We start from the raw sequence: 13,272 nt of genomic DNA on the forward strand, positions 1-13,272 counted from the left end.
CCTCAGCCCTTTTCCAAGTACTGTTCCCTCTCCTCGTCCAAGAGGGCGTCCAGGGCTGTCCGGAGCCCCGGGAGTGCCGTCAGCTCCGGGTCCGCCGCCACCACCGTCGTCGCCTCCGCTCTCGCCTCCGCGATGATCTCCTCGTCCTCGATGACGGCGAGGACCTTGAGCGAGGTACGGGCGCCGGACTGGGCCTGGCCCAGGACGTCGCCCTCACGGCGCTGTTCGAGGTCGATGCGGGAGAGCTCGAAGCCGTCCAGGGTGGCGGCGACGGCGTTGAGCCGCTGGCGGGCGGCGCCGGCCTCCGGCGTCTCGGAGACCAGCAGGCACAGGCCGGGGGCCGAGCCGCGGCCGACCCGGCCGCGCAACTGGTGCAGCTGGGAGACGCCGAAGCGGTCCGCGTCCATGATCACCACGGCGGTGGCGTTGGGGACGTTGACGCCGACCTCGATGACGGTGGTGGCGACCAGGACGTCGGTCTCCCCGGCGGCGTAGCGGCGCATGACCGCGTCCTTGTCGTCGGGCGGCATCCGGCCGTGCAGGACCTCGACCCGGAGGCCGCTCAGCGGGCCCTTGGCGAGCTGGTCGGCGACGTCGAGGACGGCGAGCGGGGGCCGCTTGTCGCCCTCGTCCCCGGCCGGCCCGCCCTTCTTCTTCGGTGTCTCGTCCTCGTCGCCGATGCGGGGGCAGACCACGTACGCCTGGTGGCCGTTCTCCACCTCCTCGCGCACCCGCTCCCAGGCGCGGGCCAGGAAGTGCGGTTTGTCGGCGGCCGGCACGACATGGCTGGCGATCGGGGAGCGGCCGGCCGGAAGCTGGTCCAGGACGGAGGTCTCCAGGTCGCCGAAGACGGTCATGGCGACCGTGCGCGGGATGGGCGTGGCGGTCATGACGAGCAGGTGGGGCGGCTGCTTGCCCTTGCCGCGCAGGGCGTCGCGCTGCTCCACGCCGAACCGGTGCTGTTCGTCGACGACGACCAGGCCGAGGTCGTGGAACTGGACCTTGTCCTCGATCAGCGCGTGGGTGCCGATGACGATGCCGGCCTCGCCGGTGGCCAGGTCGAGCATGGCCCGGCGGCGGGCGGCGGTGCCCATCGAGCCGGTGAGCAGCACCACCTTGGTGGCGTGCTCGGAGCCGCCGAGCATGCCGCCCTCGGCCAGCTCGCCCATCATCTCGACGACCGACCGGTGGTGCTGCTGGGCGAGGACCTCGGTGGGCGCGAGCATCGCGGCCTGGCCGCCGGCGTCGACCACGGCGAGCATGGCGCGCAGGGCGACCATCGTCTTGCCCGAGCCGACCTCTCCCTGCAGCAGCCGGTGCATCGGATGCTCGGTGGCCAGGTCGTCGAAGATCTCGCGGGAGACCTTCCGCTGGCCCTCGGTGAGGGTGAAGGGGAGGCGGTCGTCGAAGGCGGTCAGCAGGCCGTCCGGCCGGGGCCGGCGCGGGACCGCGGGCAGTTGGGTCTCGGCGTGCCGGCGGCGGGCCAGGGCGACCTGGAGGACGAACGCCTCGTCCCACTTCAGCCGGGCGCGGGCGGCGGCGACGTCGGCCTGGGTGTGCGGGCGGTGGATCTTGAGCAGGGCCTCGGGGAGGGAGAGCAGCCCGCGTCCCGCGCGCAGCGACTCGGGGAGCGGGTCGACGGCTTCTTCGGCGGCGGGCAGCACCGTCTGGATCGCCTTGGCCAGCTTCCAGGACTCCAGCTTGGCGGTGGCGGGGTAGAGCGGGATGAGGGCGCCGGCCCAGCTCTCCACCGTCTCCTCGGCGTCGCCGCGCAGCAACTCGTAGGCCGGATGGGCCAGTTGCAGCCGTCGGTTGAAGACGGAGACCTTGCCGGCGAACATCGCGCGGGTGCCCGGCAGCAGGTCCTTGTGGGGTTTGTGGACGCCGTTGCCGAAGAAGACCAGGGTGAGCCGGCCGCTGCCGTCGGTGATGGTCACCTCCAGGCGCTGGCCCTTGCCGCGCGGGGCCTTGGCCGAGGCGAAGGTGTGCAGCCGGGCGTCGGCGACCTGGGCGACCACCGTGACGTGCTCGTCCATCGGCAGGTCGGCGAGGTGGGTGAGCTGCCCGCGCTCCTCGTATCTGCGCGGGTAGTGGTGGAGCAGGTCACCGACGGTGTGCAGGCCGAGGTGCTCGGCCATCACCTTCGCGGTGGCGGGGCCGAGCACCGACTTCAGCGGCTGATGCAGGGGTTCTCGCAGTGCGGGCACGAGATCCATTGCACACCACGGCACTGACAATGGCCGCGCGCGGCCCGGGCCGAACCCGCTACTCGACGCCGATCAGCAGCAGCGAGCCCTGCCGTCCGCCCCGGTAGACCACGGTGTCCACGGCCAGATACGCCTCCCTGACCCGGGCCGCCAGGTGCTCGGCGACGTCGTCTGGGGCGTCGTCGCCGAGGACCAGGGTGACCAGTTCGCCGCCGGCCGCGAGCATCCGGTCCAGCACGGTCGTCGCGGTGGCGGTGACGTCGGAGCCGATCACCGCCACGTCGCCGTCGACCAGGCCGAGGACGTCGCCGGCCTGGCAGATGCCGGCCGTGGTCCACGACTGGCGTTCGGCGACGGCGACCTCGGCGTACCGGGTGGCGCCGGCCGCCGAGGTCATCGCCACCACGTCCTCGTCGAAGCGCCGCCCGGGCTCGTGCACGGCGAGCGCGGCGAGGCCCTGGACCGCGGAGCGGGTCGGGATGAGGGCGACCCGCACGCCCGCCGCCCGGGCCTGGTCGGCGGCCGCGGCGGCGGTGTGCCGCAGTTCGGCGTCGTTCGGCAGCAGCACCACCTCGTGCGCGTGCGCGCGGCGGACCGCCTCGGCCAGCTCGCCGCTGGCGGGCGGCTCCCCGGGGCGGGCCAGCACGGCCGTCGCGCCGGCCTCCGCGCAGAGCCCGGCCAGCCCTTCGCCGGGCACCACCGCCACCACGGCCCGCTGGACCCGCTCCCGGGCCGGCCGGCCGGCTCCGGTGGTGTGCGCGTCGCCCTGTCCGAAGTGGGTGATCCGGATCCGGTACGGCCGGCCCGCCTCGACGCCCGCCTCCACGGCGGCCCCCGCGTCGTCGACGTGCACATGGACGTTCCACAGGCCGTCGCCGCCGACCACCACCAGGGAGTCGCCGAGTGCGTCCAGCCGCTGCCGCAGCCGGGCGACGGCCGCGTCGTCGGCCTCCAGGAGGTAGATCACCTCGAAGGCGGGGCCGCCCGCGTCCGGCGGGCACTCGTGCGCCGCGGCCGGCCCGTCGTCCGCCGGTTCCGGCACGCGCGCGTACCGGAAAGCAGACCGTTCGGCCGGTTCGGTCCGTTCGGTCCGGTCCGCCGCGGGCGGCTCCCCCGTGAGCGTCTCCACCAGCGCCGCGAGCACCTTCACCAGGCCGTGCCCGCCCGCGTCCACCACACCGGCGCGCTTGAGCGCGGGCAGTTGTCCCGGGGTCGCGGCCAGCGCCGTCCGGGCGCCCTCGTGCGCCGCGCGGGCGACGGCGGCGCAGCCGCCCGCCGCGCGGTCCGCCGCGTCGGCGGCGGCCGCGGCGACGGTCAGCACGGTGCCCTCGACGGGGTGGGCGACGGCCTGCCGCGCGGAGTCGGCCGCGCGGCGCAGCGCGCGCCGCAGCCCGGGCCCCCCGGCATGCCCACCGTCCGCACCGTCCACAACATCCGCGGTGTCTCCACCGTCCCCGCCGTCCCGCGCCAGTACCTGGGCCATGCCGCGCAGCAGTTGCGCCAGGATCGTCCCGGAGTTGCCCCGGGCGCCGATCAGCGCGCCGTGCGCCATCGCCCGGACCGCCTCACCGAGCGAGGGGCCGGCACCGGTGTCCCCCGCCTCATGGGCCGAGAACACCGCCTCCACCGCCGCCGCGGCCGACTCCAGCGTCAGATACAGGTTGGTGCCGGTGTCCCCGTCGGCGACCGGGTACACGTTGATCGCGTCGATCTCCTCGCGGGCCCGCCCCAGCGCGCCGAGCGCCAGGCCGCACCAGGTGCGCACCGCCACCGCGTCGAAGAACTCCTGCGGCACCTGCGCCTCCCTGACCTGCTGGACGTGGCACGCAGCGTAGACCCCGGGGCAGTACCCGCTGGAACAGGGCCTGAGCAGGGCCGGGGACCGGGCCGGGAACAGGGCCGTGAGCTGCCGTGGTAGTTTCGTTGTACGGACGCAGTCGTTGTATGCTGCTCCGGTTGCCCGATCCCGATCGGGCCATTCCCCCTGGCACCGCCACTCAGATCACGGCCGCTCGCAAGAGCGCCGAGACCTTGATCCCGGCATGCCGGGATCAACCGTAAGTGCATCTGAAGTCTTTGGAGTGACCCGTGGCTGCCAACTGCGACGTCTGCGGCAAGGGGCCGGGCTTCGGCAACAACATCTCGCACTCGCACCGCCGTACGTCCCGCCGCTGGAACCCCAACATCCAGCGTGTGCGTACCGTGGTGGGCGGGACGCCGAAGCGCGTGAACGCTTGCACCTCGTGCATCAAGGCCGGCAAGGTCTCGCGCTGACGCTCAGCAACAGCGCGCGGCCACTGTCGGTTCGCAGCAACAAGCCGGTCCACCTCAGGGTGGGCCGGCTTCTTGCCGTGCGGACTCAGCCGCGCCGTAGCCGCCAGCCGTGATCCACCGGCCCGATCCCCCCGCCGAGCTCGAACCCGGCCGCGATCGCCCCGGTGACGTACTCCTTGGCCGCCGCCACCGCCTCCGGCACCGGCCGGCCGTGCGCCAGGTATGAGGCGATCGCCGAGGCCAGGGTGCAGCCCGTGCCGTGGGTGTGCCGGTTGTCGTGCCGCGCCGCCCGCAGCCAGTGCTCCGCGGCACCGTCGGTGAGCAGGTCCACGGCCTCGCCCGGCAGATGACCGCCCTTGATCAGCGCCCAGCGCGGTCCGAACTCCAGCAGCGCCGCCGCCGCCCGGCGCATTCCGTCCGCCGACTCCACCCGGACTCCGGTGAGCTGCGCCACCTCGTCCAGGTTCGGGGTGGCGACGGTCGCGACCGGCAGCAGCTTGGTGCGTACCGAGCCCAGGGCGGACGCGGCCAGCAACGGGTCGCCGTGCTTGGAGACGCCGACCGGGTCGACCACGGCGGGCGCGTCGGTCCCGGCGATCAGCTCGGCGACCGTCTCGACCAGTTCCGCCGAGGCCAGCATGCCGGTCTTGACCGCCTGGACGCCGATGTCGTCGACGACACTGCGGTACTGCGCCCGGACCGCCTCGGCGGGCAGCTCCCAGGCGCCCTGCACCCCCAGCGAGTTCTGCGCGGTCACCGCGGTGATCACGCTCATCCCGTGGGTGCCGAGCGCCAGCATCGTCTTCAGGTCGGCCTGGATGCCGGCGCCGCCGCCGGAGTCGGACCCCGCGACCGTCAAAACCCTGGGGGGCACCCTCACGACTCGATCTCCCCTCCGAAGTGGTCCCAGCCGCCCGTACTGGTCCAGGGCGCCCCGTCGACCGTCACCTGCGGCAGCGCCGACGGATGCAGCACCTCGCCGATGACCTTCCAGCGGGCGGGCAGCTTCACGTCCGGCCCGAAGGTCGCCACGATCGCGTGGTCCTCTCCCCCGGTCAGCACCCACTGGAGCGGGTCGACGCCGACGGCCTGGCCGATGTCGTTCATCTGGGACGGGATGTCGATCTGTCCGGAGCGGATGTCGATCCGGACCTTGCTGGCCTCCGCGATGTGCCCGAGGTCGGCGATCAGCCCGTCACTGACGTCGCACATCGCGCTCGCGCCGAGCCCGGCGGCGGCCGGCCCGGCGTGGTACGGCGGCTCCGGGCGCCGGTGCGCCTCGACGAAGGCGCGCGGCGAGCGGAAACCCCGGGACAGTACGGCGAACCCGGCGGCGGACCAGCCGAGCCAGCCGGTCACCGCGACCAGGTCGCCGGGGCGGGCGCCGGCCCGGGTCACCGGTTCCTGGCCGCGCAGGTCACCGAGGGCGGTGATGGACACCATGATGGTGTCGCCGCGCACCACGTCGCCGCCGACCACCGCGGCACCGGCCACCTGGCACTCGTCGCGCAGCCCGTCCATCAGCTCGGTCGGCCAGGTCACCGGCAGTTCGGCGGGGACCACCAGGCCGAGCAGCAGCGCGGTCGGCACGGCGCCCATCGCCGCGATGTCCGCCAGGTTCTGGGCGGCGGCCTTGCGGCCGACGTCGTAGGCGGTGGACCAGTCGCGGCGGAAGTGCCGGCCCTCCACGAGTATGTCGGTGGTGGCCACCACCCGCCGGTCGGGTGCGGCGACCACGGCGGCGTCGTCGCCGGGGCCGATCCGGACCGCCGGGGTGGTGGTGAGACGGGAGGTGAGCTCCCTGATGAGCCCGAACTCCCCGAGCTCACCAACAGTGCCCTTCATGGCCCTACTCCCCTTCCGTCCCGGTCCGTGCCCGGTCGCGCTTCGTCTGTGTGTACCAGGGTCGGGCGCCGGGCCCGAGCGGCGGGGTCGGCGTCCGGGGTGTCCCGGCGCGCGAGACCCCTGCCCCGCGGGTCTCCCCGCGGCGCGGGCCCACGCGATACCGTGGCGTTCCTTTTCCCCACATGATCCTCGTGGCCGCCCTGGAGGTTCCGTGGTACAGGCGTACATCCTGATCCAGACGGAGGTCGGCAAGGCGTCGTCCGTCGCCGAGACGATCGGCAAACTGCCGGGGGTGATCCAGGCCGAGGACGTGACCGGACCGTACGACGTGATCGTGCGCGCCCAGGCCGACACCGTCGACGACCTGGGTCGCATGGTGGTCGCCAAAGTCCAGCAAGTGGACGGCATCACCCGCACCCTGACCTGCCCGGTCGTCCATCTGTAGGCCCCGTCTACCCTGGGCCGGTGAACTCCTTCCGTCACCGGCTGCTCGGCCCGCCCCTGCTCGTCCTGCTGACCGCCGTCGCGGGCTGCTCCACGACGGACGGCGGCACCTCGGCGGCGGTGCCCAGCCCGGACGCGAAGGTGGCCGCGCTCTGCGCGGACCTGGACGAGGCCGTGCCGTCGAAGGTGGACGGCCTGAGCCGCGAGGATCCCGAGCCCGCCTCGAAGCTGACGGCGGGCTGGGGAAACCCGCTGATCATACTGCGCTGCGGGGTGACCCGGCCGCCGAAGATGATCGACCCGAAGGTGGCCGAGGGCGGGGATCCGGACGCGGTGGCCGGCGGGGTGAACGGCGTGGACTGGCTGATGGAGAAGCAGGACGACGGCGCGTACCGGTTCACCACCGCCAACCGGGAGGCGTACGTCGAGGTCACCGTCCCCGCGGGCCGGGACAGTTCCAGCGTGCTGATCGATCTGGCCCCGGCCGTGAAGAAGGCGATCCCCGAAGGGATCGCCCTGTAGCGCCGGCCGGGCCGCTCAGCGAAGCCCGGTCGACCGGTTCAGCGCCGCCCGCACCAGCCGGTCCACCAGCTCGGGATAACCGATTCCGCTGGCCTGCCACATCTGCGGGTACATCGAGATGGGTGTGAACCCGGGCAGCGTGTTGATCTCGTTGATCACGAACTCGCCGTCCTCGGTGAGGAAGAAGTCCGCGCGCACCAGCCCCTCGCAGGACGCCGCCTCGAACGCCTCCACCGCGAGCCGCCGCACCTCGGCCGTCTCCTCGGGGGTGAGCGGCGCGGGCACCAGCCCCGGGGTGGAGTCGATGTACTTGGCCTCGAAGTCGTAGTACGCGTGCGCGCTCGGCGGCGGGATCTCGGCCGGTACGGAGGCCCGCGGGCCGTCCTCGAACTCCAGCACCCCGCACTCGATCTCGCGGCCGGTGAGCGCGGCCTCGACCAGGATCTTCGGGTCGTGCCGGCGGGCCTCGGCGATCGCCTCGTCGAGCCCTTCGAGGCCGTCCACCTTGGTGATGCCGATCGACGAGCCCGCGCGCGCGGGCTTCACGAACAGCGGCCAGCCGTGCTCGCCGGCGAAGTCGACGATCTTCTTGCGGGCGGCGGACGCGTCCCGCTCCCACTCGCGCGGCCGGATCACCACGTACGGGCCGACCTTGAGCCCGAAGGAGGTGAACACCCGCTTCATGTAGTCCTTGTCCTGGCCGACCGCCGAGGCGAGCACGCCCGAGCCGACGTACGGCACGCCGGACAGCTCAAGCAGCCCCTGGAGGGTGCCGTCCTCCCCGTAGGGGCCGTGCAGGACGGGGAAGACGACGTCGACCTCGCCGAGCGCCTTGGGCACCGAGCCCGGTTCGCTGTAGACGACCTCGCGGTTGGCCGGGTCGACGGAGAGCACCACCGCGCCCTCCACCGAGTCGGCGAGCTGGTCCACGGTGGGCGTGCGCCGGTCGGTGATCGCCATGCGTTCGGGTTCGTCGGCGGTGAGCGCCCAGCGGCCGTCGGTGGTGATGCCGATCGGCAGGACCTCGTACTTGGTCCGGTCGATGGCGGCGAGGACGGCGCCGGCGGTGACCACGGAGATCCCGTGTTCGGAGCTGCGCCCGCCGAACACGACGGCGACCCGCGGCTTGCGAGGCGGCTGCTCGGGGCTCTGGGGGAGGTTCTCGGTGCTCATATCGCGTTGAGAGTACCCGGCCCCCAGGCCGCGTCACAGCGTCCGCCCCGGGCAAATGAGCGAGGGTGGCTCAGCGTCGCTCGGGCTTCGCGCTGCGCGACATCAGCTCCTTGACGGCGACCACCGGGGGCTTGCCCTCGTGCACGATCTCGAAGACCGTCTCGGTGATCGGCATGTCGACGCGCTGCCGGCGGGCCAGGTCCAGCACCGACTCGCAGGACTTGACGCCCTCGGCGGTCTGCTGGGTGACCGCGATGGTCTCGTCCAGGGTCATGCCCTTGCCGAGGTTGGTGCCGAAGGTGTGGTTGCGGGACAGCGGCGAGGAGCAGGTCGCCACCAGGTCGCCCAGGCCCGCGAGTCCGGAGAAGGTCAGCGGGTCGGCGCCGAGCGCGACGCCGAGCCGGGTGGTCTCGGCGAGCCCGCGGGTGATCAGCGAGCCCTTGGCGTTGTCGCCGAGGCCCATGCCGTCCGCGATGCCGACGGCCAGCCCGATCACGTTCTTCACCGCGCCGCCCAGCTCGCAGCCGATGACGTCGGTGTTGGTGTACGGGCGGAAGTACGGCGTGTGGCAGGCGGCCTGGATGCGCTGGGCGACGGCCTCGTCGGTGCAGGCCACGACGGCGGCGGCGGGCATCCGGGCGGCGATCTCGCGGGCCAGGTTGGGTCCGGTGACCACGGCGACCCGGTCGGCGCCCACCTTGGCGACGTCCTCGATCACCTCGCTCATCCGCATCGCGGAGCCGAGTTCGACGCCCTTCATCAGGGAGACCAGCACGGTGTCCGGGGCGAGCAGCGGGCGCCACTGGGCGAGGTTGGCGCGGGCCGTCTGGGACGGGATCGCCAGCACGGTGAAGTCGGCGCCGGCCGCGGCCTCGGCGGCGTCGGTGGTGGCCCGCAGGTTCGCGGGGAGTTCCACGCCCGGCAGGTAGTCCGGGTTGGTGCGGGTGGAGTTGACGGCGTCGGCCAGGCCGGGGCGCCGGGCCCACAGGGTGACGTCGCAGCCGGCGTCGGCGAGGATCACGCCGAACGCCGTTCCCCACGACCCGGTGCCGAAGACGGCCGCCTTGACGGGCTTGCTCACGTGCCCTGCCCTTCTGCCTGTTCGCCGTGCGTCCGGGCCCGCGCGGTCTGCGTCCGGGTCCGGCGCCGCTGCTCGATCCGCTCGCGGCGCGGGTCGTAGGGCGTCCTCGGCGCCTGCTCGCCGCGGATCTCCTCCAGCTGCCGGGTGACCGCGGCCATGATGACCTCGGTGGCCTCCTTCAGCACGTCCGCGGTCATGTCCTTGCCGTAGAAGCGGGAGAGGTCGACCGGCGGGCCGGCCAGCACCCGGCTGGTCTTGCGCGGGAGGAGCCGCGGCTTCTTGGCGTACGCGGGCAGCAGTTCGTTGCAGCCCCACTGGGCGACCGGGATCACCGGGCACTTGGTCTGGAGGGCGACGCGCGCGGCGCCGGTCTTGCCGGTCATGGGCCAGCCGTCGGGGTCCCGGGTGAGGGTGCCCTCGGGATAGAAGGCGACGCACTCGCCCCGCTCCACGGCGTCGATCGCGGCCCGGAAGGCGCTGAGCGCGTCGGTGCTCTCCCGGTAGACGGGGATCTGCCCGGTACCGCGCATGGCGGCGCCGACGAATCCCTTCTTGAAAAGGCCGCTCTTGGCCAGGAATCGCGGCACGCGTCCGGTGTTGTACTGGAAATGCGCGTAGCCGAGGGGATCGATGTACGAATTGTGGTTCACGGCGGTGATGAATCCGCCCGCGGCCGGAATGTTCTCCATTCCCCGCCAGTCCCGCTTGAGCAGTAGCACCAGCGGCGGTTTGCAGATCACCGCGGCCAAGCGGTACCAGAAGCCGATTCTGCGGCGGGGCACGCGGACACCTTCCTCTAGGGCCTGGGCGGGGCAGGGGAGCCGCACAAGTGTCGCCCCGGGCCGCCGGTCTGTCGAGGACACGGTACGCCCCGGCCCCTCGGGGGTTACCGCCCCCGGGTGACAATGAGCGCGACAAGAGAGGGACGGATCACCTGTGCAATGGACCCTGGTCGTGCCGGTGAAGCCCTTGGCCCGGGCCAAGAGCAGGCTGTCGGACACGGCGGACGACGCGGTACGGCCGGACCTCGCGCTGGCGTTCGCCCTGGACACCGTGGCGGCGGCGCTGGCCTGCCCGGCGGTGGCGGATGTGGCAGTCGTCACGGACGATCCCCGGGCGGGTCGGGAGCTGGCCGCACTCGGCGCGGGCATCGTCGCCGACGAGCCGGGCGGCGGCCTGAACGCGGCCCTGGCGCACGCGGCGACCGCCGTACGGGCGGCCCGTCCCGGCACTGTGGTGGCGGCGCTGAACGCCGATCTCCCGGCTCTCCGGCCGGCCGAATTGACCCGGGTACTGAACGCGGCCGCGCAATTCCCGCGTTCTTTTCTGCCGGACGCGGCCGGAATCGGCACGACCCTGCTGGCCGCCGCCCCGGGTGTCGGACTGCGCCCGGTATTCGGCCCGGATTCCCGCCGGGCGCACCGGACGTCGGGCGCGGTGGAACTCCGGCTCACCGCGGTGGATTCGGTACGGCAGGACGTCGACACCGGCGCGGATCTGCGCGCCGCGCTGGCGCTGGGGGTGGGTCCGCGCACGGCCGCGGCCGCCGCCCGGCTGCTGATCGCCGAGCAGTAGGCTGCCGTCATGCAGGCGACCGCTTACACATACGACCCGGCCAGTCGCAGCGGACAGGTACTGCTGGACGACGGCACCGCGGTGCCGTTCGACGCGGCGGCGTTCGACGCGGGCGGTCTGCGGCTGCTGCGGCCCGGGCAGCGGGTGCGGATCGTGGTCGAGGGGTCGGGCGCCGAGCGGCGGATCACGCTGGTCACCCTCCAGACGTTCTGAGCGCACGGGGCCCGGAACAGGCCGCGGGCCGGACTCCCGAGGGAGTCCGGCCCGGCGTGTGAGTGCCCCTGGGTGCCGCCGCCGGTTACTTCTTGCGTGCGGTGGCCTTCTTGGCGGTGGTCTTGCGCGCGGTCGACTTCTTGGCCGGCGCCTTCTTGGCCGTGGCCTTCTTCGCCGGCGCCTTCTTGGCGGCGGTCTTCTTCGCCGTGCCCCCGGTCGACTTCTTCGCCGGGGCCTTCTTGGCGGTGGCGGTCTTCGCCGTGGTGGCCTTCTTCGTCGCCGTGGCCGTCTTCTTCGCGGCGGCCGTAGTGGTCTTCTTGGCGGCGGCCTTCTTGCCCGCGGCCGTGGTCTTCTTGGCGGCGGCCTTCTTGCCGGCGGCCTTGGAGATGGTGGGCGGCGGGCCGGACAGGCTGCCCTTGGGCGCCTTCTTGACCGCGATGTCGTTCTTCGGCAGCTTCTTCGAGCCGCTCACCAGGTCCTTGAAGCCCTGACCGGCGCGGAAGCGCGGCACGGAGGTCTTCTTGACCCGAACCCGCTCGCCCGTCTGGGGGTTACGGGCGTAGCGGGCCGGCCGGTCGACCTTCTCGAAGGAACCGAATCCGGTGACCGAGACCCGGTCGCCCGCGACGACCGCGCGGACGATGGCGTCCAGGACCGCGTCGACGGCGTCGGCGGCCTGCTGCCGCCCACCCATCTTGTCGGCAATCGCTTCTACGAGCTGCGCCTTGTTCACGTCTTCCCCTTCGGAGACATCGCCAGAACGAGAATGTTCAAGCTTTTTCGCACGTTAGGCAGATATATACCGCAAATCAAACACGAAACGGGCTAATCACCCTTGTGCCGCAACGGACTCGACTGTCCCGGCCTGTTCAGCGTTGCCCGTCGGGGAACCGACCTTCGTCGAGATCCTCGGTGAAACGCTCCAGACGCCTTGCCGCACCGGCGGGATCGTGCTTGGCCGCGGCCGTAATGACCAGCAGCTTCCGGGTCAGCGCCATCCGTACGCCCTCCGGGACTTGCAGTGCGCGCACTGTTGTGTGCGCTTCCTTGAGCCGGGACGCGACCGCCGCATAGAGCTGGAGTTGGCCGTCGTGTTCCATGCACAGATTGTGCCATCTGGGGCGAGTTGTCGCCTGCGCAGGGGGCAACTGCCGCGTCGGACGCCTCCCCGGGCATCCGCCGCAGCGGCGGTCCCCTGACTCGCTTACCCCGTCAACCACCTGCGTAACGTGGGAAGTTGCCGCCCCGGGGGAGGCCGTCCGGGCCCGGACACAGCCGTACCCCCGATCGGTCCGATCGGGGGTACGGGGGGTGTTGCGGGGTGGCCGAAAGTCGCCCTCGGCTCAGACCTGGACGGTCTGCGGCTTGAACGACGGGCGCTTCGCCTCGTAGGTGGCGATGTCGTCCTCGTTCTGGAGCGTGATGGAGATGTCGTCCAGGCCGTTCAGCAGCCGCCAGCGGGAGTTCTCGTCCAGCTCGAAGGCGGCGGTGATGCCCTCGGCGCGCACCTCGCGGGCTTCCAGGTCGACCGTGACCTCGGCCTTGGGGTCACGGTCGGTGAGGTCCTGCAGCGCGTCCACGATCTTCTGGTCGAGGACCACGGTGAGCAGGCCGTTCTTGAGCGAGTTGCCGCGGAAGATGTCGGCGAAGCGGGAGGAGATCACGGCCTTGAAGCCGTAGTTCTGCAGCGCCCACACCGCGTGCTCGCGGGACGAGCCGGTGCCGAAGTCGGGGCCGGCCACCAGCACGGTGGCGCCGGCCCGCTCTGGCTGGTTGAGGACGAAGGTCTCGTCCTTGCGCCAGGCCTCGAACAGCCCGTCCTCGAACCCGTCCCGGGTCACCTTCTTGAGCCAGTGGGCGGGGATGATCTGGTCGGTGTCGACGTTGCTGCGGCGCAGCGGGACGGCCCGGCCGGTGTGCGTGGTGAATGCTTCCATG

Annotated in this window: 15 protein-coding genes; 5 read left to right on the forward strand and 10 right to left on the reverse strand. The window is 72.6% G+C overall.

Annotated elements, in window-relative coordinates:
- Positions 1 to 2 precede the first annotated feature (2 nt).
- Together recG and AB0G32_RS28815 are read right to left on the reverse strand one after the other, a co-directional pair.
- The gene (gene recG / locus AB0G32_RS28810) at positions 3 to 2,216 is read right to left on the reverse strand and encodes an ATP-dependent DNA helicase RecG (protein ID WP_361169452.1); all 2,214 of its coding nucleotides are present in this window, start codon (positions 2,214 to 2,216) and stop codon (positions 3 to 5) included.
- A gap of 49 nt (positions 2,217 to 2,265) precedes the next feature.
- Positions 2,266 to 4,002 carry a DAK2 domain-containing protein gene (locus AB0G32_RS28815; RefSeq protein ID WP_361169455.1) on the reverse strand — a complete coding sequence of 579 codons (1,737 nt, stop codon included), beginning with the start codon at positions 4,000 to 4,002 and terminating at the stop codon, positions 2,266 to 2,268.
- A 293-nt stretch (positions 4,003 to 4,295) separates the two neighbouring features.
- On the opposite strand from AB0G32_RS28815, the gene rpmB reads away from it, so the two are divergent.
- On the forward strand, positions 4,296 to 4,481 hold the full coding sequence (rpmB, locus tag AB0G32_RS28820; RefSeq protein WP_003993230.1) for a 50S ribosomal protein L28: 186 nt from the start codon (positions 4,296 to 4,298) through the stop codon (positions 4,479 to 4,481).
- An 85-nt stretch (positions 4,482 to 4,566) separates the two neighbouring features.
- Here the strand turns inward: rpmB and thiD are convergent, their stop codons facing one another.
- Positions 4,567 to 5,355 carry a bifunctional hydroxymethylpyrimidine kinase/phosphomethylpyrimidine kinase gene (thiD, locus tag AB0G32_RS28825; RefSeq protein ID WP_361169597.1) on the reverse strand — a complete coding sequence of 263 codons (789 nt, stop codon included), beginning with the start codon at positions 5,353 to 5,355 and terminating at the stop codon, positions 4,567 to 4,569.
- 2 nt (positions 5,356 to 5,357) lie between these two features.
- Positions 5,358 to 6,326 (reverse strand): thiamine-phosphate kinase, encoded by a 969-nt coding sequence (locus tag AB0G32_RS28830; RefSeq protein WP_361169458.1) that lies wholly within the window; start codon positions 6,324 to 6,326, stop codon positions 5,358 to 5,360.
- 211 nt (positions 6,327 to 6,537) lie between these two features.
- On the opposite strand from AB0G32_RS28830, the gene AB0G32_RS28835 reads away from it, so the two are divergent.
- Entirely contained in the window at positions 6,538 to 6,771 is a 234-nt protein-coding gene (locus AB0G32_RS28835; protein WP_361169461.1) for an Lrp/AsnC ligand binding domain-containing protein, read from the forward strand.
- Between the two features lie 20 nt (positions 6,772 to 6,791).
- Complete coding sequence (locus AB0G32_RS28840; RefSeq protein ID WP_361169464.1) at positions 6,792 to 7,292, forward strand: DUF3515 domain-containing protein; 501 nt, start codon at positions 6,792 to 6,794, stop codon at positions 7,290 to 7,292.
- A 15-nt stretch (positions 7,293 to 7,307) separates the two neighbouring features.
- Here AB0G32_RS28840 and AB0G32_RS28845 read toward each other — a convergent pair whose 3' ends face one another.
- The 3 genes from AB0G32_RS28845 to AB0G32_RS28855 form a co-directional block, all read right to left on the reverse strand.
- The gene (locus AB0G32_RS28845) at positions 7,308 to 8,465 is read right to left on the reverse strand and encodes a D-alanine--D-alanine ligase family protein (RefSeq protein ID WP_361169467.1); all 1,158 of its coding nucleotides are present in this window, start codon (positions 8,463 to 8,465) and stop codon (positions 7,308 to 7,310) included.
- A 70-nt stretch (positions 8,466 to 8,535) separates the two neighbouring features.
- Positions 8,536 to 9,546: an NAD(P)H-dependent glycerol-3-phosphate dehydrogenase gene (locus AB0G32_RS28850; RefSeq protein WP_361169469.1), complete on the reverse strand. Its 1,011-nt coding sequence runs from the start codon at positions 9,544 to 9,546 to the stop codon at positions 8,536 to 8,538.
- Positions 9,543 to 10,328: a lysophospholipid acyltransferase family protein gene (locus AB0G32_RS28855; protein ID WP_361169472.1), complete on the reverse strand. Its 786-nt coding sequence runs from the start codon at positions 10,326 to 10,328 to the stop codon at positions 9,543 to 9,545. Before AB0G32_RS28855 ends, AB0G32_RS28850 begins: the two co-directional genes overlap by 4 nt.
- Before the next feature lie 154 nt (positions 10,329 to 10,482).
- Here AB0G32_RS28855 and cofC point away from each other — a divergent pair, with 154 nt between their 5' ends.
- Positions 10,483 to 11,121: a 2-phospho-L-lactate guanylyltransferase gene (gene cofC / locus AB0G32_RS28860; protein ID WP_361169475.1), complete on the forward strand. Its 639-nt coding sequence runs from the start codon at positions 10,483 to 10,485 to the stop codon at positions 11,119 to 11,121.
- Between the two features lie 9 nt (positions 11,122 to 11,130).
- Positions 11,131 to 11,334 carry a hypothetical protein gene (locus tag AB0G32_RS28865; RefSeq protein ID WP_361169478.1) on the forward strand — a complete coding sequence of 68 codons (204 nt, stop codon included), beginning with the start codon at positions 11,131 to 11,133 and terminating at the stop codon, positions 11,332 to 11,334.
- Positions 11,335 to 11,419: 85 nt separating this feature from the next.
- On the opposite strand, the gene AB0G32_RS28870 is transcribed toward AB0G32_RS28865, so the two are convergent.
- The 3 genes from AB0G32_RS28870 to leuD all read right to left on the reverse strand — a co-directional run bounded on the left by AB0G32_RS28870 (position 11,420) and on the right by leuD (position 13,271).
- Complete coding sequence (locus AB0G32_RS28870; RefSeq protein ID WP_361169481.1) at positions 11,420 to 12,067, reverse strand: HU family DNA-binding protein; 648 nt, start codon at positions 12,065 to 12,067, stop codon at positions 11,420 to 11,422.
- Between the two features lie 136 nt (positions 12,068 to 12,203).
- The gene (locus tag AB0G32_RS28875; RefSeq protein WP_361169484.1) at positions 12,204 to 12,434 is read right to left on the reverse strand and encodes a hypothetical protein; all 231 of its coding nucleotides are present in this window, start codon (positions 12,432 to 12,434) and stop codon (positions 12,204 to 12,206) included.
- A 243-nt stretch (positions 12,435 to 12,677) separates the two neighbouring features.
- A complete protein-coding gene (gene leuD, locus AB0G32_RS28880; RefSeq protein ID WP_361169487.1) occupies positions 12,678 to 13,271 on the reverse strand; it encodes a 3-isopropylmalate dehydratase small subunit in 594 nt (197 codons plus the stop codon).
- Position 13,272: the final 1 nt, after the last annotated feature.

Source organism: Streptomyces sp. NPDC023723 (genome assembly GCF_040639815.1).
Taxonomy (GTDB): Bacteria; Actinomycetota; Actinomycetes; order Streptomycetales; family Streptomycetaceae; genus Streptomyces.